This window comes from Beggiatoa alba B18LD (assembly GCF_000245015.1).
In the GTDB taxonomy this organism is placed as follows: Bacteria; Pseudomonadota; Gammaproteobacteria; order Beggiatoales; family Beggiatoaceae; genus Beggiatoa; species Beggiatoa alba.
Window position 1 is genome coordinate 186,554 of sequence record NZ_JH600070.1, and the last position, 24,910, is coordinate 211,463.

Here is a 24,910-nt window from a genome sequence, read left to right on the forward strand (position 1 = left end):
TATGTTTGAACAAGTTGATACTATTGCAGCGATTGCAACCCCCGCAGGACGCGGTGGCGTTGGCGTTATACGTATTTCAGGCACGAATGTGCCCGTTATTGCACAATCGATTTTGCATAAATTGCCTAAGCCTCGTTATGCCGCTTATAGCCAATTTTTAAATGCACAAGGTGAGTTGATAGACCAAGGCATTGCCCTGTATTTTCCTGCGCCGCATTCTTTCACAGGGGAGGCAGTGCTAGAACTGCAAGGACACGGCGGGGCGGTGGTGATGGATCAATTACTCGCTGCCGTCCTCAATGCAGGTGCACGTCTTGCCCAACCAGGGGAGTTTTCCGAACGGGCTTTTTTAAACGGTAAAATTGATTTAACCCAAGCGGAAGCCATTGCTGACTTAATCGACAGCGCGTCTGTACAAGCGATGCGTTCGGCGTTACGCTCGCTACAGGGTGATTTTTCTCGAAAAATAAATAAGTTATTAGAACAGCTTATTTTATTAAGAACGTATATCGAAGCGGGTATCGATTTTGTTGATGAAGAAATCGACTTGTTGGCAGATGGGCAAGTATTGCGACAACTGACTGAGTTACAACACACGGTAAAGGCAATTTTTAATCAAGCACAACAAGGCTTTTTATTAAAAGAGGGGGTACATATTGCCTTAGTTGGCGAGCCTAATGTAGGGAAATCGAGCTTATTAAACTGTCTGGCTGGGCGCGAAACTGCCATTGTGACTCCAATTGCAGGCACAACCCGCGACATTGTCCGTGACCAAATTCAATTAGACGGGATGCCCTTACACATTATCGACACGGCGGGATTGCGTGACACAGATGATATTGTTGAACAAGAAGGAATTCGGCGCACAAAATTGGCTTTGCAAGCGGTTGATTTAGTCATTTTACTGTTAGATGACCGTTACGCCGATGACCAAGCCACGCCTGAATTACTGGCTAGTATTCCGAGTAAACCACTGATTATCAGAAATAAAATTGATTTAAGTGGACATGAAGCAGGCATTAGCCCGCAAGGAATGGTTTATATTTCGGCAAAAACAGGGGCAGGAGTGGAAGATTTAAAACAGACCTTACGTGAGCGTTTAGGCTTACAAACGCAAACCGAAGGCACTTTTATTGCCCGTCGTCGTCATTTAGACGCACTAACGCGCACTTTAACCGCGTTGCAAAATGCCATGTCTTACATCCACAGTTATCAAAATGAACTGCTCGCTGAAGAATTACGCCTTGCACAACAAGCGTTAAGCGAAATCACAGGCGAATTCACCCCCGACGATTTATTAGGGCAAATTTTCTCAACGTTTTGTATTGGGAAGTAAAATGAACGGGGATAAAACAGGACTAGCAGTTTTCCAAGGACTGCCAGCCCTGAGTGGGGTTCTTTTTTTGCCAAACTGACTTTATAACAATAACGCTTTGCGACGGTTTTCCATCATTCGTTCAATAATCGGTGTGAAAATCACTTGTAATGCAAATCCAATTTTTCCACCGGGGATAACCAAGGTATTGGGACGTGACATAAAAGAATCGTGAATCATCCGCAATAAATAGGGATAATCTTGGTCACGATATTTATTAAACCGAATCACAACTAAACTTTCATCAGCGGTTGGAATATCCCGTGCAATAAAAGGGTTAGACGTGTCAACTAAGGGAACACGTTGGAAATTGATATGTGTCCGTGAAAACTGCGGCACAATGTAATTGATGTAATCAGGCATACGACGCAAAATTGTATGCACAATTGCCTCAGGGGAATGCCCACGCTCGGCAATGTCTCGGTTAATCTTTTGAATCCATTCTAAATTAATACTAGGCACAACGCCGATTAACAAATCTACCCACTGCGTGACATCCACGTCTTTTGTCACAATGCCACCGTGTAAGCCTTCATAAAACAGTAAATCCGTTTCTGTGGGTAAATCTTCCCATTCGGTAAACGTGCCCGCGTCTTGGTGATAAGGGGTCGCCTCGTCCTCGTTATGCAAATAAAAACGACGTTGTCCTGTTCCTGTTTGAGAATAGCGAACAAATAACTCTTCTAATTTGTGAAACAAGTTTGCATCAGGGCCAAAATGGCTCATGACGCGCCCTTCTACCTCCGCTTTTGCAATGGCTTCCTTCATCTCTATGCGGTTGTAGCGGTGAAAACAATCCCCTTCTACAACGCTGGTTTTGAGCTTTAAGCGACGGAACATATCCTCGAATGCTTTCTTAACAGTTGTTGTACCTGCACCCGATGACCCTGTAACAGCAATAATAGGATGTTTGACTGACATCACACTCTCCTCGTCCAATAACCAATTGTTGTTTATTATATTTTCTGAATTTTTACATAATTACGGGTTCCAAAAAAACGGATAAAAATACGTAATTAGTTAAAAGAGTTCTTTATTTTCTTGTTTATTACATTTTATGGCGGTGATGAATATCTCACTGTGCCAGTTATTATTGAGATGATATTGCTGTGTGTCCGTGTCATTGACAAGTTGTATTTTTTTATTTTAAAAATAAATAATTTTTATCGTATTTTTTGTATTTATAAAAATAAATAATTATATGTATTGCTTCTCTCATTGAGAGTGAAATTAGCAAATTTTTTATTTGCTTTTAAATATCGCTAGTAATGCTTATTAAGTTAAAAAAGTTAGTCACTTAATAAAAGTTAATAACGCTATTTATTTTTTAACAAAAAATATATTGAGAAGTTTACTATAAACCTTTTAGTTAGCTTGTTTGTGTTTGGAGAGTCATAGGATGTCATTTTGTCATCCACAGAGAATGTGAACACTCAACTATGAAGAGAGAAAAAAACAGAAAAAAAGCGCAAATTGAATGCCGAAATGGCTGGACTTATATAAAAGCTGTGTTATGCTCAATTAAACATAACTTACTGATATATAGAAATTATATCTAATATTTTTATAATCTACATAGAATCTACTTTTTATTTTAAATTTTAAAAAATTAGAAAAATAACAAAGTATTATATAATTTTAACAACTAAGATTACCTTAGTTGTTAAACTACATTTTCCCTCCTTCAATCTTCCCATTTTTCCCGCCACCAACACCAATCACCAACCCCAAAAATAACAACCTCACATCAGACAAAATTGGCGATAAAATCGTTATAATTAGAACAATAAACCCATTAGCCTACCAAAATAATGAACCCAGTTACATGAAATTATTTTTCTCTATAAAAATAAATAACGCTATTTACATTATTAACATTTAAAACATTTAACCCGTTAATAATGCAAATAGCGTTCTAAATAATGCTAATTCAATTTTAATAAACTTTTTCCGACATCCACCACCTGCCCAAAACTCAATCCACCATCATTACAAGGCAACTGTGTAGGCAAAAAAACCTTAAAACCAAGCATCGATAATTCATCAATCACCCACTCGGTTAAATAACGATTTTGAAAAACGCCACCCGCTAACCCAATTTGTCCTACCTGTTTTTCAGCACAAACTGCTAAAACCTGTTGTACCAATGTTCGCGCCATTGCCTGATGAAAACCCGTTGCCCGTACCGTTTGCGTCAATGCTGTATCCTGCAAATAAGGCAATAATACTGACCAATCACTCTCCCAAATCCCCCCCACTCTCAACAAAGGCAATTCAGGAACTTTTTGCACATTTCTTGATAAACACAAAGACGCTAACCACATCGGTGCTTGTCCCTCATAACTTACAACAGGCATTCCCCCCACTAAAACCGTTGCCGCATCAAATAAACGCCCAACAGCATGAGTCGTTATACAATTCAATCGCTTCTGCCATGCCAGTTGTAACAAACGCATGTCCGCAACAGTGTGCGTAAACGGCAACCCCACTTCCCAACAAAGCCCCGCCGCACTTCGATACGGCTCACGTCCTGCTTTATCGCCACCAACGACCGCAAACGGACGAAACCGCGCTACTTGTTGCCAATTGCCTGCTTCCCCATATAACGCATCCCCCCCCCATAATGTCCCATCACTCCCCAATCCAACCCCATCCCACGTAAACACCAGCCACGGCGCATTTTCTGGAAACTCCCCCGCAACCGCAGACGCATGAGCATGATGATGATAAACCGCATGAATGGGTAAGCCTGTTTGTCGCGCCCAACGACTATTTGCATACTGTGGATGTGCGTCACAAATCACCGCCTCAGCTCGCACCCCATACAAATGCTGTAAATCCGCAATGACCTGTTTAAAAACGTCTAAACTCCGTGCTGTTCCCAAATCGCCAATATGAGGCGAGACAACCACTCGTTGTTCCCACGCCAATGCCACCGTATTTTTTAAATGTGCACCCACTGCTAACACAGGATAAGGCAAAGTAAATGGCAGACTCAGTTCCAATGGGGCAAGCCCACGCCCAACCCGTATGGCTCGCGCTTGCCCACCAATCATGTGCATCACAGAATCATCCGCAGGGCGAATAATCTCACGGTTATGATGCAAAAAACTATCAGCAACGCCCATTAAACGAGCTTCAACCACTTGATTATCCGTTAAAACAGGCTCGCCACTCACATTTGCAGAAGTTGCAACAACAGGTTCACCCAATTCTGTTAATAACAAATGATGCAAAGGACTATAAGGCAACATAACCCCTACCTCATTTAAATTCGGAGCAATCTCAGGCGACAAATCACAATCAACTCGACGCGGTAATAAAACGATAGGACGAGCGGGACTGCTCAAGCACTGCGCAGCAATCGGACTGACATAACACTGTTGACGAATAAAGGTCAAACCATCACGACCATGTAAAGGAAACATCACAGCTAAAGGCTTATCAGGGCGATTTTTTCGCACTCGCAAGCGTTGCACACTGAGCGACGAACGCGCCAAACACAACAAATGATAACCCCCAACCCCTTTCACTGCGACAATCTGCCCCGCCTGCAAACGTGCCACACAAGCCATTAACGCCTGTTCCGTCTGATGTGGGTCATCATTGCCTATCGTTTCTGTTGTCTGTGTATCATAAAAACACAAACCCACCCCACAATCAGGACAAGCCAACGGTTGCGCATGAAAACGACGATTTGCAGGATTCTCATAATCCGCTTGGCAGGCAGAACAGAGCGGAAACCCCGCCATACTGGTGGCAGAACGGTCATAAGGCAGTTGACGAATTAAGGTATAACGCGCCCCGCATTGAGTACAATTAATGAAAGGATAATGATAATAACGGCTTGTAGGGCTAAATAACTCCTGCAAACAATCGTCACACAAGAAATAATCGGGCGGGACATGAATATCTGCGGAACTAGGCAAACTGGTTTCAATACTAAAACTAAGCAAGTCCAAAGTCTGACAAGTTTTTTTCTCTAAAATGGCTGGCTGCGACAACGGTGGCGGCTGTTGACACAACAAATCCGCAAACTGCTGTAATTGTGTTACCGACCCCTGCACATGAATTGCCACCTGTCCCGACAGATTTTTAACCCACCCCGACAAACCGATACCAGTCGCCAACCGATAAATATAAGGACGAAACCCCACCCCCTGCACCCGTCCGCCAATTAACCAATATTCCGCTTGCATTATCCCCGCTCCTCTTCGCCTACCGAATCAATAAAAGAAGTCTAATCAAAAGGAGAAAAGGGCGCGAGTTAGCAATTGAACGAGATAATGAGGAAATGGCGTATAGACAGATATAGTAAACGTACCATAAAGTAATTTAACCTGAGTTCGGCGAGTTTCTTTTAAAAAAGACAACAGTTTGTCTGAATCAGGATTTTCAGGATTAAAAAGACAAGAAAATTAAAAGAATAAAAAATTATGTTTTTAATTGTTTTTAATTCTGCTAATTCTGAAAATTCTGTGAATTCTGATTCAGACAAAAAAAGACCTGCTAGGTTTTGAAAATCTAGCAGGTATCTGTTTTATTTTATAAAATTCGCCAAACTCAGGTTAATTACTCTAAGGTAACGGAGATAAACCTAATTCCTTTAAAAAAGCATTGTGTTTTTCTTTCGCGCTTTCAATGGTTTTACTAATAGCGACCAGTTCGGCGTGGGTGGCTTGTAGGTCTATTTGTTCTTCGGGTTGGTTGGTGCTGATGTAGCGGGAAATGTTTAGGTTGTAGTCGTTGCTTTCTATTTCTGCCATTGTGACGCGGCGGGAATAGAGGGGTTCTTCTTGGCGATATTGGTAAGTTTGAACAATTTTGTCGATGTGTTCGGGTAATAATTGGTTTTGGCGTTTGCCTTTTTCGAAGTGTTCGGCGGCGTTGATGAATAGAACATCATCGGGTTTTTTGCATTTTTTGAGGACGAGAATGCAAACGGGAATACTAGTCGAGTAGAACAGGTTAGCGGGTAAGCCGATGACGGTGTCAATGTTACCATCTTTGAGGAGTTTGGTACGAATGCGTTCTTCTGCGCCACCACGGAATAAGACACCGTGCGGCAGGATAATCGCCATTACGCCATCGGATTTTAAGTAGTGGAAACCATGGAGTAAAAAAGCGAAATCGGCGGCGGATTTGGGGGCGAGTCCGTAATTTTTAAATCGCATGTCGTCGCCGAGTGCGTCGGTGGGTTCCCAGCGGTAGCTAAAGGGGGGATTGGCGACAATTGCGTCAAATTTTGGGGTTTTTGCGGGGTTCATTTCGCGCAGAAATTCCCATTCGTTCAGCAGTGAATCGCCGTGATAGATGTCGAATTCGGTATCTTTTACCTCGTGCAGTAGCATGTTCATGCGGGCAAGGTTGTAGGTGGTGATATTTTTTTCTTGTCCGTATATTTTGCCAATGCCTTTTTTTCCCATGCGTTTGCGGATATTGAGGAGAAGCGAGCCTGAACCACATGCAAAATCTAAAATTTGTTCTAGTTGGTGTCGTGTGCCTGTGGTGGGGTCTTGGCTGTCTAGGGTAACGATGCCAGATAGGATGCTAGAGGCAGCTTGCGGGGTGTAGAATTCGCCCGCTTTTTTGCCTGAGCCTGCGGCAAATTGTCCAATTAGATATTCGTATGCGTCGCCGAGGGTGTCTTTATCGGTAGAGAATTGTGCGAGTCCATCGGCAAGGGCTTTGATAACTTCGCAGAGTTTTGCGTTGCGGGCTTCGTAGCCTTTGCCAAGTTTGTCGGAATTTAGATTGATTTCAGAGAATAATCCGTTGAAGGTGCTGGAGAAGGATTCATTTTCTATGTAGGTAAAGGCGTTTTGTAGGGTGTTGAGCAGTTCGCCGTTTTGGGTGCGTGCCATTTCGGCGATATTGCCCCATAAGTATTCGGGTTTTATGGTGTAGTGGGTTTTTTGACGAACTTGTCTTTCAAATGCTTGAATATCGTCGGGGTTGTTGGTGTACCAAGTGGCAAGGGATAGAGTGTTGTGGTTGCCGAGTTCTTTTTGTGCGGCGGTTTCGTAGTTGTCTGAGAGGTAGCGCAGGAATAGGAACGAGAGCATGTAGTCGCGGAAGTCGTCGGCGTTCATTGCGCCGCGCAGTTTATCAGCGATTGCCCAGAGGATATTCCCGAGTTGTTTTTGGTCTTGGTCGGTCATGATTATTTGGGAAAATTATCTGTATTAAACTTATAGCGCTCTTCGAATCTTTCTAAAATTTGGCGAAATAACTTTTTGTTATCTTCTACCATTTCTTTGGGTTCATAAATGGAGTATTTTCCATGACTAAGTAGGTTAAGTGCGCGTGCGTGAAGTGATTCATCTAAACCGTCTATACAACTAGAAAAATCATTATAACCAAAAAAAATTGCCGTTTTTTCCAGAATACTACGTAACATATTAAAATGGTATGTATATAACTTTCCAGAAGCAACAGCTTCCTTTATTTCATTTAATATAGAAATGTGGTAAAGAAAGGGGGTTTCTGCTGTGTCTTGTAATAAATATTGATTATTCGAATACTGTAGAAAGTATTTTTTATGGCGATTTTTCTTTAGTTCGTTACAGATAATATTGAAAAAAAGAGTATGGTGGGATGATATAACTGCATTAACTCGTTCTTTTTCTGCTCCTTTTCGCAGGATTTTTGCGAGGTCGCTTGCTACAGCAATAACATTATTGTCATCAAGTGAAGAGATTGGATCATCAATATATATATATTTAACCCATTGATATGCATCATCACCATCTATAACCATGTCGCAAATTACCATAAAGAGACACAAAATAAAAATATTTTCTTCCCCACGAGATATTTTGATGTTTTGCTGTCCTTCTTTTGTGTGGAAAGTAATCTGCCACTGTGTATAGTCAATTTTAAAATCAAAGTTGGTATAACGTTCTAAATAATGGTTAATTCTCCCATCTAAGGATAATCCTTCCAAACCAGAAATAAATTTAGACTCGGAATTCATTTTTAGTTTTGGTTCGGTGTTATTTTCGATATCATTATCCCAATAAAAAAGGTCTTCAGTAAAAGCGTTAAAGTAAAGTGTATCTGCTTGTTGAAATGTATTTTTAAAATCCATGGAAAGACGGGTTTTACCTGTTCTGTTGTAGGCATATAGCAAGATAAACTTTTGTTTTCCCCCTTCCAAGTCATCACGCAATCTTTGTGACAATCTACGCATGGAAGTGTATTTATAATTTTTTTGGGTCATCTCTAAACATCCTTCTTATATAAGTGGAAACAGTTGTTGCATTAGCCCTTTTTTGTGTTGTTTGAGGGTGTTAATTTTTTGGGTCTGGGCGGTGATGAGGTCGTCGAGGGACGAGAGGCAGGAGGCGATTTTTTGTTGTTCGGGGAGGGAGGGAAACGAAATTATTATTGCATTACAACTATCCTTATTTAAATATGCAATTGTTGTATGTGTTGCCATTCTTTCCATCTGATTCTTATGTAACACTAGGGAATACAGTAAATAGTAATTATTAATTATTTGACTAGGTAACCAAGCATGTAATTGTTGATTAATAACTAAATCCTGCTCACAAATTGATACTAAACCAAATGTTCCAACACAAGACATAATAACTGAGTTTTTAGGTACAATCTTTGCCCCACATTCCTTAATTTCTTCTATTGAAAGCCCTAATTTACTAATTGATGAGTGTATTTTTACGCCTTGAATATCTGGAATTGTAATCCACGGTATATTTCCAGTGAATGATTTAGGTTTGTTTCTCCCTGATACTATGCAGTCACAAATATCCCCCAGTGTTTTTTCCTCCCACTCCCCCGCCCCCAAAAACTCAGGAAACCGCAATTGTGGGACAGTTTCGCCCTCAGCGGGAAAAAGTTGTTGCATCAAGGCTTTTTTATGCGCTTTGAGCGTGGCGAGCTGTTGCGTTTCTGCGCTGATGAGGTCGTCGAGGGAGGAGAGGCAATTGGCGATTTTTTGTTGTTCGGGGAAGGAGGGTAAAGATATTTCAAAATTCTTTAAGGAATTTCCAGATAATTCTTTAAAAGTATTACCTGCGCCTAAGTCAATCAGCGAAGACTTAAAAATAAAAAGCGCATAATATAAAAAATCGTAATTAGTTAACTCTTTAGGAATTAGTCCTTTACATCCTTGATTAATCGCCATTTCAGACTTATTAATAGCTAGATGCCCAATTGGGGCGCGTGTTGAAATTATAACGGAGTTGATAGGTAGCAAATCAGAAGAGCAATTTTTAAGTCCTGTTATCGTTATTTTTCTTACAGTTGAATCTATAAAACGAGTTTCTATTTTTCCCATTTCAGCAGGTGTAAGCCATTCGATAGAACCGTTCCAATAGTCTGGATTTGATGTATCTGGAGTTCCGCCTTGTGTGATTTTTTTGCATATATCAATGAGTTTTCTTTCCTCCCACTCCCCCGCCTCCAAAAACTCAGGAAACCGCAAACGAGGCACAAGCCCCTGCCCTGCCGACGACTTCACTGTCTTCATCTCCTTATCACTGCTCATAAATCTTTAACCCCGAAATTTCTCGCCCTTTAGCACACTGATGTAAAAAAGGAATTAAATCAACCATTAAAGCCTGCTCTCTCTGCCCGCGCAACTTCCACCCCAAATCCAACGGCGCAAACAACTCACTCAACTGCTCACCATCAAACACCATCCGCCGCAAAACACCCGCAACAAAATCCTGCAACGCAACCGCATCAAGCCCATGTTGACGCGCCATATCCCGCAACACCCGCGCAAAATTATCCGCCTTAAACTGCGCATAACCCGCATGAATTGCCTCCACACTCAAACTTTTACCCATTTCCAACGTACCAATATACGCAGCAATCTCATCCCGCTCATCCATAAACTTCGCATCAGACTGAATTAAATCAATCAACTGCTCACGGCTCATTTTCTGCTTTTCGGGCGACTCCTGCGAATAACGCGCAATCAACGTCATAATATAATCGTAATCAATCACCGCCGAAGCAAACAACACAAACTCAAAATCGAGCTGCTCAACCTCAGGCGCGACCGACTCATCTTGTTTGCCTTGCAATTCGCGCAACCGTTGCGCAACATCCAAATAACTTCTTTTAAAACCTTGCAACTGCTCAGTTGGTAATATCTGCTCAATCGTTGCCGTATTTTCTTCTGTTAAATCCGTATATTGCGCAAGCTGGGTTTTAATCCGCTGTATCTCTTTAAACAAATTCACAAAATTTGCCCGCGCCTTATCGCCTTTAATATTCGCCACTTCCGACGGCGCAACAGCTAAATCATTTTTTTGCATAAACGATTCTAACGCCTGCACAGCGGTTTGATACTTCTCAATCACAACGGGGGCTTTATCCACTAACCAAATTTCTTGCGCCGCTCGACTCGCCTGCCCTGAAAACAAATTAATAGCCGTATCAACTTCTTCCTGCTGTTGACGAAAATCCAAAATATTGCCATAAGGCTTAGTATCATTCAAAACGCGATTTGTCCGTGAAAAAGCCTGAATTAAACTATGATATTTAAGATTTTTATCCACATACAACGTATTCAAATACTTAGAATCAAACCCCGTCAACAACATATCCACAACAATCACAATATCGATTTTTTGCGAATGCGATAAATCACTATTTGGATACTGCTGGTCTTTAATCCGTTTTTGAACATCTTGATAATAAAGGTCAAACTCATTAATACTGTAATTTGTCCCATAACGAGCGTTATAGTCGGCAATAATCGCCATTAACGCGCTTTTCTTCTGCTCAGGATTATGCTTATTATCTTCCTTTTCCTGAAGCAAATCATTCACAAGCGTGCTGATATTCGAATTTTGCGCTTTATCACCAGACGTAAGCGGCGGCGAAAAAATACAAGCAATATTCAACGGTTTAGCATCTGCTTGTAACTCTTTAAACAACGCATAATATTCAATCGCATCATCAATCGACGCAGTTGCAAAAATCGCATTAAAACGGCAATCATTCGTTGCCGCCGCATGTTTCGCAAGAATCGCCTCAACAATGGCGCGTTTTGCCAATCCTTCGCCTGCTTTCTTGGGCGGATTGCCTTCAGGCTTATAATAATTGACATGAAAACGCAAAACATTGCGGTCTTCAATCGCGTGCGTAATCGTATAACTGTGTAATTGATGTTGAAAAATCGCTTGCGTCGTTTTATAAGAAGCCTGCTGTCCTTCAATTTGCTGATAACTGGCATTTTCTTCAAAAATCGGCGTACCCGTAAAACCAAACAATTGAGAATTAGGAAAAAACTCCTTAATCGCCTGATGATTTTCCCCAAACTGCGAACGATGACACTCATCAAAAATAAAAACAACACGCTTATCCTGCAACGCCTTCAACCGCTCGCGATAATGCCGTTTTTTACCCTTCTGCGTTGTTCCCTCATCATCCAACGCAATCCCCAACTTTTGAATAGTCGTAACAATGACTTTATCCGCATAATCATCCGACAATAAACGAGACACTAAACTTTCTGTATTAGTATTTTCCTCAACACAACCCGCTTGAAATTTATTAAATTCCTCGCGGGTTTGGCGGTCTAAATCCTTACGGTCAACCACAAACAAACATTTATCAATATCAGGATTACTTTTTAATAACGTCGCGGCTTTAAAAGAAGTCAACGTTTTACCGCTGCCCGTCGTATGCCAAATATACCCATTACCACAATGCTGATGAATACAAGCGACAATCGCCTTAACCGCATAAATTTGATAAGGGCGCATCATCAATAATTTTTGCTCACTCGCCACTAACACCATGTAATGGCTAATCATTTCCCCCAGTGTACACTTAGCAAGAAATTTATCCGCAAACGCATCTAAATGAGTAATTTTTTTATTATTTTCATCGGCAAATTGATAAAGCGGTAAAAAACGCTCATCCGCATTAAAATGAAAATGACGCAAGTTATTATTAGCAAAATACCATGTATCTATCTGATTACTCACGATAAACAACTGTAAAAAACAAAGCAAAGTTTTATTATAACCATTCCCCGCATCATTCTTATATTCAATGATTTGCTGCATTGCCCGACGCGGGGTAATCTGATGACTTTTTAACTCAATTTGCACCACAGGCACGCCATTCAGTAACAACAACACATCATAACGATGATAACTACTTTCAGTATTCATGCGTAACTGGTTGATAACTTCAAAAGTATTTTTGCACCAGTCTTTAATATTCACTAAGGTATAATGCAGTGGCGTACCGTCATCCCGCTCGAAACTATTCCGCTCGCGCAAATGTTTAGCCGACGCAAACACATCAGGGCTAATAATTTGCGCTAACAAACGGCTAAATTCGCTATCAGTCAATTTAACCGCATTTAATGCGTCAAAATGCGCCCGAAAATTCGCTTTTAACGCCTCATAATCATGAATATCTGGGCGATAACTATATTTAAGTAATTCTAATTTATGAATAAAAAAATCTTCAATATCTTTTTCTGTCATTGCGCAAAGTCCTTATAAAGTTTTGCACTTGTTCCTATTTAAAAGAGCTTCAGCTATTTTACGCCTGAAAATATAGTAAACGCACTATAAAACGATGCGAAGGACTGGCAGTCCTAATTATGATACGTTTACTATATTGGTTTGCTCGTTACCAAGCTCTGCTTGGTAATGCCTGCCTTGCAAGCTCCGCTTGCCGAATACAAGCAAACTTAAGATTGAAGCGTTCAAGTACAAGTCAAGCAGAGCTTGGCGAGTAGGCATTACCAAGTGAAACTTGGTAACGAGCAATTCACTATTTTATTTATGAAATCTCGCAGAACTCAGGTTAAATATAGTAAACGTATTATAAAACGACATGAAGGACTGGCAGTCCTGTGAGGACTGCCAGTCCTAGATTTAAATTACTTTATGGTACGGTTACTATAAGATATCAATAAAAAAACCTGACAAGCGGTTAAACTTGACAGGTTTGATTTAAAAAAGCGATTAATGGATTAAATTATAAAAATGGCACTAATAACAACGCGACAATATTAATAATCTTAATCAAGGGATTAATCGCAGGACCTGCGGTGTCTTTGTAGGGGTCGCCGACGGTGTCGCCTGTTACAGCGGCTTTATGTGCGTCTGAGCCTTTTCCACCGTGATGTCCGTCTTCAATGTATTTCTTGGCGTTATCCCACGCGCCACCACCTGTCGTCATGGAAATAGCAACAAATAAGCCTGTGATAATTGTCCCCATGAGTAACCCGCCTAAGGCTTGCGCACCGAGTAATAAGCCAACCAGAATTGGGACTAAAACAGGAAGTAAAGAGGGAATAATCATTTCTTTAATTGCCGCTGTTGTCAGCATATCCACTGCTTTGGAGTAGTCGGGTTTCGCGGTTTTTTCCATGATGCCACTAATTTCGCGGAATTGGCGACGCACTTCTATCACAACGCTACTCGCTGCCCGTCCAACCGCTTCCATTGCCATTGCGCCGAATAAGTAGGGAATCATCCCCCCAATGAATAAGCCAATAATGACGTGAGGGTTACTTAAATCAAAAGTGACCTGTGTCCCGCCACCAACATCAGCTAATTTATGTTGAAAGTCAGCAAAAAGGACGAGAGAAGCTAAACCCGCCGAGCCGATGGCGTAGCCTTTTGTAACCGCTTTTGTGGTATTGCCAACAGCGTCTAAAGGGTCGGTAATATTACGAATATCCTTGCCTAATTCTGCCATTTCTGCGATACCGCCTGCATTGTCAGTAATCGGGCCATAGGCATCTAGGGCAACGACGATGCCTGTCATGGAGAGCATGGCAGTCGCGGCAATGGCAATGCCGTATAAACCTGCAAGCCAGTAGGCAACAAAAATACTTAAGCAGACAGCTAGCACGGGTAATGCAGTGGATTTCATAGAGATACCTAGCCCTGCAATCATGTTAGTGGCATGACCTGTTGTGGAGGCTTGGGCAATATGTCTGACGGGTGAGAATTCTGTCCCTGTGTAATATTCGGTAATCCAGACCATCAATGCAGTGAGAACAAGACCAACGAGGGAGGCGAAGTAGAGTTTAATCCCTGCGTCCCAGCCCATAAAGATGAGGATGAGTGGTAGAAAGAGGACAGCGGAAATGCCTGCCGCGACGATTAATCCGCGATAGAGGGCATTCATGATTTTTTCGCCTTGGCGGTTAATCTTCACAAAGTATGTGCCAATAATAGAGGCGAGAATAGAAACACCACCTAAAACTAGCGGTAAAATCATGGACATCAGTGCTGTTTCTGGAGAGGTAGCGGCGAAGGTAATTCCACCAACTAACATGGTTGCAATCAGTGTAACGGCGTAAGTTTCAAATAGGTCTGCTGCCATCCCTGCGCAATCGCCAACATTATCGCCAACATTGTCTGCAATGACGGCAGGATTGCGAGGGTCATCTTCGGGAATGCCTGCTTCAACTTTGCCAACTAAATCCGCGCCAACGTCCGCCCCTTTGGTGAAAATCCCCCCGCCTAAACGGGCAAAAATGGAAATCAAGGATGCACCAAATCCAAGACCAATAAGCGGTGATAAGTTAATAATTTCCTTATCTGTATTTGTAGAGAAGTAAAGGAGTGAGAAATATAAAACCACCCCTAATAGTCCTAATCCAACGACTAACATCCCTGTAATTGCCCCACCACGAAATGCAAGGGCAAGTGCCGCATTTAAGCCATTGCTGGCTGCTTGAGCCGTGCGTACGTTTGCACGGACAGAGACATGCATCCCAATAAAGCCCGCAGCCGCAGAAAGTAGCGCGCCGAGTAAGAAGCCAAAAGCGATTAAACCATCGAGTAACACCCATAAGATGATGAAGATAATCGCGCCCACAATGCCGATTGTGGTGTATTGTCGATTTAAATAGGCTTCAGCCCCTTCCTGTATGGCGGTTGCAATTTCTTGCATTCGCTCATTTCCTGCTGGTTGTGCCAAAATCCACTTGATAGAAATAACACCATAAAATAATGCACCGCCTGCACATAACAGCGCGAACAACAATCCCAGCATAGCCATACGACATCCTCCTGATTGGTTGGTAAAACAGTTTTAAACGTCTATATAAATCCTCAAATAATGAAGTAAAAAACAGGTCTCTGATTTTTCTATCTTGAACCTAAATAAAGACCCACTGCTTTATGATAGGTTAAAAATCTGGATTTGCAGGAGGATGAGTTTTTACGATTGCGTTAATAGCGCATGGCATGTTGTAGGATTTGTACAGGATTATCTGTTGTTTGGCAGGGAATAAAGCGCATACCGTGTTGTTTAGCAAGGCGTTGTAGATGGGCTTGATGGAGAATAAACCGTTGTTCATAGGTTTGTACAATCTGTTTATCGCCTGTATATAAATTTACTTCTTGCGTGCCATTACTTAAACGGTAGTAACCTGTTGGCGGGAGTTGCCCTTCTAATGGGTCTGATATAAAAAGCAACATCAGTTGATTATCTCGAGATAAATGGACAAGGTGAGATTCTCCTAACGCATTTAAATGACGAAAATCACTGATTAAAAAAATTAAACTAGCGGGGTGAACAACGTGGCGTAAACGTCCTAAGGCGGATTGAATGGCTTCAGGGTGTGGGGTTTGCGTGAGAGTTTGTGTGTTAGCTAATTGTTTTAGCAATTGTAAAACCGCTGTTTTTCCCCGTCGTGGCTTTAGCTCATGATGCTGTGTATCTGTAAAAATCTGTCCGCCAACACGGTCGCCTGCTTGGTGAGCTGTCCACGCTAATAAACTCGCTAATTGCGCCGCCAATACGGATTTAAAAACGCCACGTGTCGCAAAAAACATGGGGGCGCGGTGGTCAACCCAAACAAAAACGGGGCGTTCGCGCTCTTCACGAAACAGTTTTGTATGGACTTTGCCCGTCCGTGCTGTCACTCGCCAATCAATCGCTCGAATATCATCGCCTGCTTGATACGGACGCGCTTCATCAAACTCCATGCCCCGTCCTTTAAATGGCGATACATAACCACCAATTTGTTTTGCATGGGGTTTACGGGTTTGCCACAATTGCAGACTGGTGGCAAATTGATTTAAATGAATTAATTGCGCTAAATTGACGGCAACACGCTCATTCATAGCGGTTTGTGTTGCGTTTATTGTACTAACAGTTTGCTTGCGGAAAAACATGACATGCCCTTTCTGAAAAAAAGCCATCAGGCTTAAGGTACAGCAATCCGTGCTAACAATTCAGCAATCACCGTGTCACTACTGACACCATCCGCTTCTGCTTCATAATTTAATAAAATCCGATGTCGTAAAACATCATACGCCATCGCTTGAATATCCTCAGGCGCGACAAAATCCCGACCTGCTAACCATGCATGAGCCCGCGCACAACGTTCTAAGGCAATACTCGCACGTGGACTTGCACCATATTGTATCCACTTTGCCAAATCATCCCCATACGGGCGCGGATTACGTGTTGCAAGGACTAATTGCAATAAATAATCTTCTAAATCCTCAGCTAAATGCAATTGTAAAATAGCTTGTCGTGCCTCAAAAATCGTTGCTTGACTGACACGGGGGCAAACCTTGCGCGATGTATGACTATCATTAGCTTGCAACGCTTCTTGACGCGCTAAACGTAAAATAGATTTTTCATGCACGGGGTCGGGATAAGTAATCTTGACGTACATTAAAAAGCGGTCGAGCTGTGCTTCTGGCAATGGATACGTGCCCTCTTGCTCAATGGGGTTTTGTGTCGCCATCACTAAAAATAAAGTAGGTAATGCATAAGTGGTACGCCCAACAGTAATCTGACGCTCTGCCATTGCTTCTAATAAAGCCGATTGGACTTTCGCGGGAGCGCGATTAATTTCATCCGCTAAGACTAAATGATGAAATAAAGGACCTTGTTGAAATTGAAAACTGGCATCTTGCGGGCGATAGATTTCTGTCCCCGTTAAATCCGCAGGCAATAAATCAGGGGTAAACTGAATTCGATGAAAATCCCCCTCAATTCCCTCACTTAATACTTTAATTGCCCGTGTTTTCGCCAAACCAGGAGCACCTTCAACCAATAAATGCCCATCGGCTAATAAGGCAATCAATAAACGTTCAACAAGTGACGCTTGTCCTAAAATTTGCTCGCTGATATGCGCCTGCAATTCTTTGATGATAGACTGTATTGTTTCACTCATACCCTGTGTTTTAACTCCTAAAAACAACGGTTACGAAAGGCTTCAAAAAGAAAGTAGATAGATGATTATTATGCCGTATTCTCATTATTTAAAGATTAATCTTTAGTAATTCAAACAAGCCCATTGATAACACATTATTTCTGACTTAAATTATTTTAATACGATGAATTACATTGAAAATAAGCAAGTTTGATTTCACAAATCTGAGCGTTTATTACTTTACGTTTAAACCGTTATACGGTACAACTAACACGCTAAAATTGATAAATAGGCTAGAAAAATACCGATTTCTGTTTGAATCCTATTTAAACATCACCAAACGATTAGAGGAATACAAAATGAAAAAATGGTTAGCTATCTTAGGGCTAGTCACCTTTAGTATGAACAGTGCTGTCAGCTTTGCCGCTGATGTTGTCGGCACACTGGCAGTTAAATCCACCATGATGGTACGTGGAACACCCGAAAAAGTATGGGGTATTATTGGCGGATTCAACGATTTACCCAAATGGCATCCAGCCATTGCAAAAAGCCAGCTAGAAATCAGTGGCGATGCCAATTCAGGCGGGATTACTTCCCGTATTTTGACCTTAAATGTACCTGATAATCCTGTCATTGTTGAACAATTGCTCAGTCAAGACCCTGAAAAAATGACGTATAGTTACGCCATTACCAAAACCGTCCCAGAGGTTTTACCCGTTCAAAACTACATGTCAACCATTAGCGTTGTACCTGTTGACAAAAATCAATCTCAAGTCATTTGGGAAGGCTCATTTTCCGCCCTGCCCAACACAGACCCCGCAAAGGCTAAAGAAATCGTTGAAAATGTATATACGACGGGTTTAATCAACTTAAAAGGGATGTTAAACACCACCGCTGATGGTAAGGTGTTACCCGAACGTGAAAACAGCCGCGTTGCTAAATAAACCTGATATTGGCGATTTTTATAAAATAAAACAGAGACCTGCTAGGTTTTGAAAACCTAGCAGGTCTGTCGGAACACGCGAAAAGATTTGAAGGACTGGCAAAGATTACTCTCTTGTTTTTCATCAAGATTTATCAGACAAGATTAAAACCTTGTCTGAATCAGGATTTATAGTAACCGTACCATAAAGTGATTTGAATCTAGGACTGGCAGTCCTTCGCATCGTTTTATAGTGCGTTTACTATAAAACCCTCAAACCAAAAAGTCAGGTGAATGACGCTTTTTAATCCTGCTAATTCTGTAAATTCTGATTCAGACAAAAAAAGACCTGCTAAGTTTTCAAAGCCTAGCAGGTCTCTGTTTTATATTATAAATATCGCCAAACTCAGGTTGGATTATAATTTAAACAATGGCTCTAACGGTTCGACGTTTGCCTTTGATTTTCGTTGTTGCACCTGTGTAGCAAGATAGGCTTGTATTGCTGACCAGAGCGTATTCCCTTGCCAATCTTGGGTTTGTTGACTGTATAACAAACGGTTTAATGTTTGAATTTCCTGTAAAACAGGCTCGCCACAACGTACCCCAATATCGCCTAAACTGACAGGCGGACGACTTGCCCATTGCATTTTTGCCCATTCTAATAAAGCAGATTTCGCCTGTATCGCATCATTAGCCATACAAGCCTGTTGCAAATGTTGTAATGGATTTTGTCGATTATTTTTCACCAACTGCTTGATTTGTCGTGCTTGATAATGCACCCATATCCACGCCATGATGGTTAATAACCAACCAACTGCTAAACCCGCACTCACCCATTGCCAGAACATAGAATGTTCAACTGTCATCGCGGGCGCGGGTGCAGCTACAACGGGTGCAGGTGTCGTTGCATTATTTACCACAGGAGGCGTGGAAGCAGTTACGGGGGCAGTCGTTTGAACAGGTTGAGGTTCTGGCGCGGTCGCGCTTGGGGCTACTTTAATAGTTTGTTCTGGTAACGTTGCGACTTCCATCGTGTTGGTGTTGGTATTCCACCAAGACACGGAAATAGCGGGCAAAACATATTGACCTGCTTTTGTCGGAATAATCGCTGTTTTTTCTTGGCGAGCACTAATTGCCCCACTACTGGTCATCTGTTCTGTGGGTTGGGTCTGGTCAGGATAACTTTTTAAATCTGCGGGATAATAATTATTACTCACTAAAATAGGTAATTGTCCTGCGGTAAGCCCATTCGCATTTAAAGTGATGGTGCGCGTAATGGGTTTGCCAACTTCAAACTGGGGGGGATTTGTTGACCATTCTTCTTGCAACACGATTTGTTTAGCGGGCAACCATTGTGTACCAGAAAATTCACTGGGAATTGGTTGCACTGTTAAATCAATTGGATTAGAAAGAATTTTTTTCGTTGTGCCTGTTTGTTGGGTGAAAAAACTATCAAAAGCCGAGCGGGGATAACGATTATTATCTAATAATTGCGCTTGCAAAATTAAAGGGTCTATATGCAACGCTCCACTTTTTTGCGGGAAAATCGCATATTTACGTTCAATCACGCGATAAGCCTTATTATCCCGTTGCGTTTTATAATTAATATCCTCTCCTAAACGTTGCACGATAGCATCGCCTTGTGCAAGATTCAGGTCGGTTAAACTCGCATTAGCAATATCAACCGCATGAAATAGACGCAAGGTATAAATAACTTGCGATTGCACATAAGGATTTTTAGGCTCTGCATCGACTTCTAAAAATAAATCTTTGGCTTTTTCCGTCGTTGTACTACTTGCGGGGACTTCAGCGGTAACGGCTATTTGTGCCGCTGTGCTACTGGTATTGCCGAAATTAATGGCTGGTACGGTTAATGTCCCTGTATGTTTTGGCATTAATTCTAATCGCCAAACCATTTGGCTGGTGTATTGACGGTTGATAATAGACACTTGATTACTTTGGGCTTGGCTGAGAATTTCAAAATCTTGACTAAGCGGTTTAAAATCAGGTGTCCCCACAGCACCAACTGCCGTAAACGTGATTTGAAACGATTCATTCATTTGTACATTGTGGCGGCTAATTTCCACGGTAACGCTTTCATTTGCAAAACCATAGGCACTGTATAAAAAAAGGATTACCCACAATCCAAGTGCTTTTTTAAACATTATTTTTTTGCGCATGGCTATAAACATCATTCACACCTTGTCTCTCAAGCGGGCTTAACCGTTTGAATGTTATGTTTTTTCTTAAAAATAATCGGTAACGATTGAAATATGAAAAAGTACCATAAATTTTACAAGTAATTAGTGACAAGCGGGATGAATACAAGATTAAACTTCGTTAATCCATTGTAAATAGTCTAAATTACCCAATTTTTCAAAAATGAACAATTTTTTATACAGGAAAGAGAAGATAAACAGAGGTTAAAGTGAAGGAGAGACGCAAAAATAATGCGTCTCGATAAGTGGAAAAAGAATAACGACAAGTAAACGCTTAGTTTTTCTATATGTGACTAAGCAACATTATGTAAGTCAATGACTTCCGCAGACTCTTTGTTAGCACGTTGCGTTTTCGCCGCATCATTGCGCATCCGCTCTAAGTTTTCTAAATAAGGCTGATTCACATCACCTGTTACATAATCCCCATCAAAACAAGAAGTATCAAAGCGAGAAATTTCCTTACTTGCTTTTTTACGCGCACAAGCAATTAAGTCTTCTAAATCTTGATAAATCACTTTATCCGCACCAATTTCGCGGGCAATTTGCTCTTCATCGCGGTTGTGGGCTAAAAGTTCATGCACAGAAGGCATGTCGATACCGTAAACATTGGGAAAACGCACAGGGGGCGCGGCAGAGGCAAAATACACCTTGCGTGCGCCTGCTTGACGAGCCATTTCGATGATTTGCTTCGCAGTTGTTCCGCGCACGATGGAATCATCAACCAATAAGACATTTTTGTTTTTAAACTCCAAATTAATGGCGTTTAATTTCTGCTTAACCGATTTTTTCCGTAAATGTTGCCCAGGCATGATGAATGTGCGGGGAATATAACGATTTTTTACAAAACCTTCTCGATATTTCAAATTTAAATGATACGACAAAGACAAGGCTGCAGTACGGCTAGTATCAGGGATAGGAATCACCACATCGATATCATGCTCAGGAAAAACATTCTCGATTTTTCTGGCTAAGGCTTTGCCCATGCGTAAACGGGCTTTATACACCGAAATCCCATCCATAAAGGAATCAGGACGCGCCATATAAACCAATTCAAAGATACAAGGGCTATAAACAGGGTTATCCGCACAGGTTTGCTTGCTTAACTGACCATCATTAGAAATATAAACCGCTTCACCAGGGGCAACATCATCAATCAAATCAAATCCTAATACATTCAACGCAACACTTTCGGAAGCCACCATATATTCTGTGCCTTGTTCCGTTTCTGCCTTCCCATAAACTAAGGGGCGAATACCGTAGGGGTCACGGAAGGCAACGATGCCATAGCCCATAATTAAAGCAACAACCGCATATCCACCCCGACAACGACGGTGCACGCCCCGCACAGCCGCAAAAATATCCTTATCCGTTAAACTAGAACGCCCTGCCCGATGTAATTCATGGGCAAAAATATTTAATAAAATTTCTGAGTCAGAATCTGTATTAATATGACGTAAATCTTCTTGAAATAACTCTTGTTTTAACGCATCCGCATTGGTCAAATTGCCATTATGTGCCAAGGCAATTCCATAAGGCGTATTTACATAAAACGGCTGTGCTTCTGCGGTAGAAGAACAGCCCGCTGTCGGGTAACGCACATGTCCAATACCAACATTACCCAACAAATCCATCATATGGCGCGTGTGGAAAACATTTTGTACTAAGCCATTACTCTTACGTAAATGAAAGCGATTATTTTCACAAGTGACGATACCCGCCGCATCTTGTCCACGATGTTGTAACATGGTGAGTCCATCATACAGTGCCTGATTAACACTAGATTTACCGACAATTCCGATGATTCCGCACATACTTCAAAGGCTCCACTAAGGTACATAAGGTCTGTAAGCAGACAAAGGTTCAAAATTGAACTGTGATGCAATAGAGATAGGTAATTGATTGCGTAAAATTAACGCAGTCGTTTGAAAAAAAGGAATCAGTACAGACTGTTGCCAACTGTTCCAATGGGGAATTTGTGTGAGTCCTGCTAACAACACAAACGCTAAAATCACCACATTAGCGCGTGCCAAACCCAGTAAACTACCAAGAAAGTGTTCAAAGAAGGTAGGCGGTATTTCACCAACAGACTGTATTATCAAATCATTCATCCAATGCAATAACGCAAGGCTTACTAATAAAATGCCACTGAATGCAATGCCTAGACGTAAATCACTATATGGAATTGATTTATAGAGTATTTCATCAAAAATACTGAGAAAGCTGATAGCAATCGCCATTGCTATCAACCAAGCGAGCAAAGATAGTACTTCTTTAATAAATCCTTGCACTAAACCGATGATAGTAGAGAAAAAAAATACAGCAAGAATGGTTGTGTCAGCCCAGTTCATAAAGTCGTAACAGCATCATTTTACGGAGAAAAACGCAAAAATTGCGCCATTTTTTCCCATAAAAAATTCATCCAATGAGTCAGCAATTTTAAACGATTTATCACCCTTCTTCATGTCTTTCTTCTTATCCTGCAAATTGTTCATAAAAAAATAACAATTAGTTTTTTGCAAGTATCATGATGAATAAGTCTTATAGAGCAAGTGCTTAAAAAACAATATATTCATCTAAAATTTTTCACTTCATTTTTAAACTAAATAATTTATTACCTTCATAAAATAAAACCGTTGTCCCCACATGACATAAACGCATAGAAGTCCGAATAAAGGGGTCTTTCACGGTTTTCATGGCTTGTGCTTGACGGTGGAAAATATGCATTTCCCCTTCTTCAGGAATATGAATGACAACCCCATTGTCTAAAGTAATAAAATTATTTTCCAAAATATCGCGATTTTCCAAAATACGCACATCATATTGACGATAATCCGCATCAAAACGCAGGATAATTTCATCATACTGCCCATTTTTCCGCCCAATGAGCATCACCACGCCTTTATCATGTTTCCCATGAATCACTGTATAACCCACTAATTCAGGCACGGCTAAAATGGCACAGGCTTGTTGATACGGAATCACTAAATAAGGCTTACCCAGCACATTTTGATAAATAAATCCCTGAAAAACCTGATGCGAATGGGGCATGATTTGCCACACCGTTCCACTTGTCGCTAATAATTTATCATTCACTTGACGCAATTGAATGGCAATCAACTTGTCATACTGCACCGCATAAAGCTGATTATTAACCGTTAATAAATCCTGCGCATTCAGTTTTAAAGCCAATATTTCCCCAGTTGCTAAAGCCGTTAGTTGTAGCTGCTGTTGCTGAATACAAGCACTCACAGCGGTTAAACTGCGCGGTTCAAAAATCACTTGTATGGCAGTATTTTGCGTTGTGTATGCCTGTTTATTAATAAAAATGTAATTTTTTATAAAAATGGTTTCTAAGCCATTGTAATCAAAGTATCCAAAAATTGGGCTTGGATATTCATGAATCAGACTAACGATAAAATTATTCGTTCCCTGAATCACCTGCACCCGCAAGACAGGTGCGGGCAATTTGCCAGATAATCGGGGCGGTGCAAGACGTTCGCCTTTTTCAAATAAACGAATAAACCAATCTTGCCACGCACTTGGAATAATGGCGAAATCGCGCACCGCAGCGGGTAAAGATACCGCCGTGTTAAAAATAGAAATATTCGCCTTCATCCGACTTTCTAACCCCTTTAAATTTGAATGTTTACCTTTATACGGATGAATGCCCACCAACAATTGACATGCCACAATGGCAAATGCAAACCAATCTGTTAACGGTGTAAAACCTTGCGTGTGATAATCTTTGATAGAAGGCATTAAGGCAGTCGCGGGAAAATGTGGGGTTTGATACGAATCCACGTCGATAAAATAGGGTTTTTCCCATGTTTGTGTATCCACTAAATAATTCATTTCATTGCCATCTACGATTAAACAGTGTTGCCGATGAATAAATTCAATGGTCGTCTGCATTTCTTCCAACAAGGCAAAAATCGTGGCATCTGAAATATTTTGTTGCTGGCGAAAATCATTGGTAAACAAACGCGGTAACGATTGCGCATTTTGAGCCTGCAACATCGTAAACCCGACAGGTATATTCTTTTTGTCCAACAACAACGCCAATGGACGGATAATATTAGGATGGTCTAACGCGCTTAATTCCTGAATTTTAGCGGCAGGCATGACCCGTGATGGGTCTGTATAAATTTTATAAACGGTTTGGTTTTTAACATAAATTTTTCCCTCTCCCCCCTCCGCAACAAAATCTGTATCGGACAACTTAACCTTGCTACCACCTTGAATGAAATACTCCATTTTTTCCC

Annotated in this window: 16 protein-coding genes; 3 read left to right on the forward strand and 13 right to left on the reverse strand. The window is 41.3% G+C overall.

Annotated features, from left to right (window positions below; translation table 11 throughout):
* The first annotated feature begins 1 nt into the window (after position 1).
* Positions 2-1,336, forward strand: a complete 1,335-nt coding sequence (mnmE, locus tag BEGALDRAFT_RS00755) for a tRNA uridine-5-carboxymethylaminomethyl(34) synthesis GTPase MnmE (RefSeq protein WP_002682673.1) — start codon at positions 2-4, stop codon at positions 1,334-1,336.
* Positions 1,337-1,417: 81 nt separating this feature from the next.
* Here the strand turns inward: mnmE and BEGALDRAFT_RS00760 are convergent, their stop codons facing one another.
* From BEGALDRAFT_RS00760 to BEGALDRAFT_RS00790, 6 genes are all read right to left on the reverse strand, one after another.
* Complete coding sequence (locus tag BEGALDRAFT_RS00760; RefSeq protein ID WP_002682674.1) at positions 1,418-2,296, reverse strand: phosphoribulokinase; 879 nt, start codon at positions 2,294-2,296, stop codon at positions 1,418-1,420.
* A 1,004-nt stretch (positions 2,297-3,300) separates the two neighbouring features.
* Positions 3,301-5,574, reverse strand: a complete 2,274-nt coding sequence (gene hypF, locus BEGALDRAFT_RS00765) for a carbamoyltransferase HypF (protein WP_002682675.1) — start codon at positions 5,572-5,574, stop codon at positions 3,301-3,303.
* A 378-nt stretch (positions 5,575-5,952) separates the two neighbouring features.
* Complete coding sequence (locus tag BEGALDRAFT_RS00770) at positions 5,953-7,536, reverse strand: type I restriction-modification system subunit M (protein WP_002682676.1); 1,584 nt, start codon at positions 7,534-7,536, stop codon at positions 5,953-5,955.
* Between the two features lie 2 nt (positions 7,537-7,538).
* Complete coding sequence (locus BEGALDRAFT_RS00775; RefSeq protein ID WP_002682677.1) at positions 7,539-8,597, reverse strand: AAA family ATPase; 1,059 nt, start codon at positions 8,595-8,597, stop codon at positions 7,539-7,541.
* 15 nt (positions 8,598-8,612) lie between these two features.
* Entirely contained in the window at positions 8,613-9,887 is a 1,275-nt protein-coding gene (locus tag BEGALDRAFT_RS17675) for a restriction endonuclease subunit S (RefSeq protein WP_050978379.1), read from the reverse strand.
* Positions 9,877-12,855: a type I restriction endonuclease subunit R gene (locus BEGALDRAFT_RS00790; RefSeq protein ID WP_002682679.1), complete on the reverse strand. Its 2,979-nt coding sequence runs from the start codon at positions 12,853-12,855 to the stop codon at positions 9,877-9,879. Before BEGALDRAFT_RS00790 ends, BEGALDRAFT_RS17675 begins: the two co-directional genes overlap by 11 nt.
* Before the next feature lie 119 nt (positions 12,856-12,974).
* Here BEGALDRAFT_RS00790 and BEGALDRAFT_RS19075 point away from each other — a divergent pair, with 119 nt between their 5' ends.
* Complete coding sequence (locus BEGALDRAFT_RS19075) at positions 12,975-13,112, forward strand: hypothetical protein (RefSeq protein ID WP_157237525.1); 138 nt, start codon at positions 12,975-12,977, stop codon at positions 13,110-13,112.
* Positions 13,113-13,354: 242 nt separating this feature from the next.
* On the opposite strand, the gene BEGALDRAFT_RS00795 is transcribed toward BEGALDRAFT_RS19075, so the two are convergent.
* From BEGALDRAFT_RS00795 to BEGALDRAFT_RS00805, 3 genes are all read right to left on the reverse strand, one after another.
* Positions 13,355-15,394 (reverse strand): sodium-translocating pyrophosphatase, encoded by a 2,040-nt coding sequence (locus BEGALDRAFT_RS00795; protein WP_002682680.1) that lies wholly within the window; start codon positions 15,392-15,394, stop codon positions 13,355-13,357.
* 173 nt (positions 15,395-15,567) lie between these two features.
* Positions 15,568-16,515: a DUF58 domain-containing protein gene (locus BEGALDRAFT_RS00800; RefSeq protein WP_002682681.1), complete on the reverse strand. Its 948-nt coding sequence runs from the start codon at positions 16,513-16,515 to the stop codon at positions 15,568-15,570.
* Between the two features lie 32 nt (positions 16,516-16,547).
* Positions 16,548-17,528 carry an AAA family ATPase gene (locus BEGALDRAFT_RS00805; protein WP_002682682.1) on the reverse strand — a complete coding sequence of 327 codons (981 nt, stop codon included), beginning with the start codon at positions 17,526-17,528 and terminating at the stop codon, positions 16,548-16,550.
* A 338-nt stretch (positions 17,529-17,866) separates the two neighbouring features.
* Between BEGALDRAFT_RS00805 and BEGALDRAFT_RS17680 the strand changes: the two genes are divergently transcribed.
* Positions 17,867-18,451 carry an SRPBCC family protein gene (locus tag BEGALDRAFT_RS17680; protein WP_002682684.1) on the forward strand — a complete coding sequence of 195 codons (585 nt, stop codon included), beginning with the start codon at positions 17,867-17,869 and terminating at the stop codon, positions 18,449-18,451.
* A 394-nt stretch (positions 18,452-18,845) separates the two neighbouring features.
* Here the strand turns inward: BEGALDRAFT_RS17680 and BEGALDRAFT_RS00815 are convergent, their stop codons facing one another.
* The 4 genes from BEGALDRAFT_RS00815 to BEGALDRAFT_RS00830 all read right to left on the reverse strand — a co-directional run bounded on the left by BEGALDRAFT_RS00815 (position 18,846) and on the right by BEGALDRAFT_RS00830 (position 24,902).
* Positions 18,846-20,609 carry a BatD family protein gene (locus BEGALDRAFT_RS00815; RefSeq protein WP_157237526.1) on the reverse strand — a complete coding sequence of 588 codons (1,764 nt, stop codon included), beginning with the start codon at positions 20,607-20,609 and terminating at the stop codon, positions 18,846-18,848.
* 332 nt (positions 20,610-20,941) lie between these two features.
* Positions 20,942-22,459, reverse strand: coding sequence for an amidophosphoribosyltransferase (gene purF, locus BEGALDRAFT_RS00820; protein WP_002682687.1), 1,518 nt, complete (start codon positions 22,457-22,459; stop codon positions 20,942-20,944).
* Positions 22,460-22,474: 15 nt separating this feature from the next.
* Positions 22,475-22,996, reverse strand: coding sequence for a CvpA family protein (locus tag BEGALDRAFT_RS00825; RefSeq protein ID WP_002682690.1), 522 nt, complete (start codon positions 22,994-22,996; stop codon positions 22,475-22,477).
* 235 nt (positions 22,997-23,231) lie between these two features.
* Positions 23,232-24,902 (reverse strand): hypothetical protein, encoded by a 1,671-nt coding sequence (locus BEGALDRAFT_RS00830; protein WP_002682692.1) that lies wholly within the window; start codon positions 24,900-24,902, stop codon positions 23,232-23,234.
* Positions 24,903-24,910: the final 8 nt, after the last annotated feature.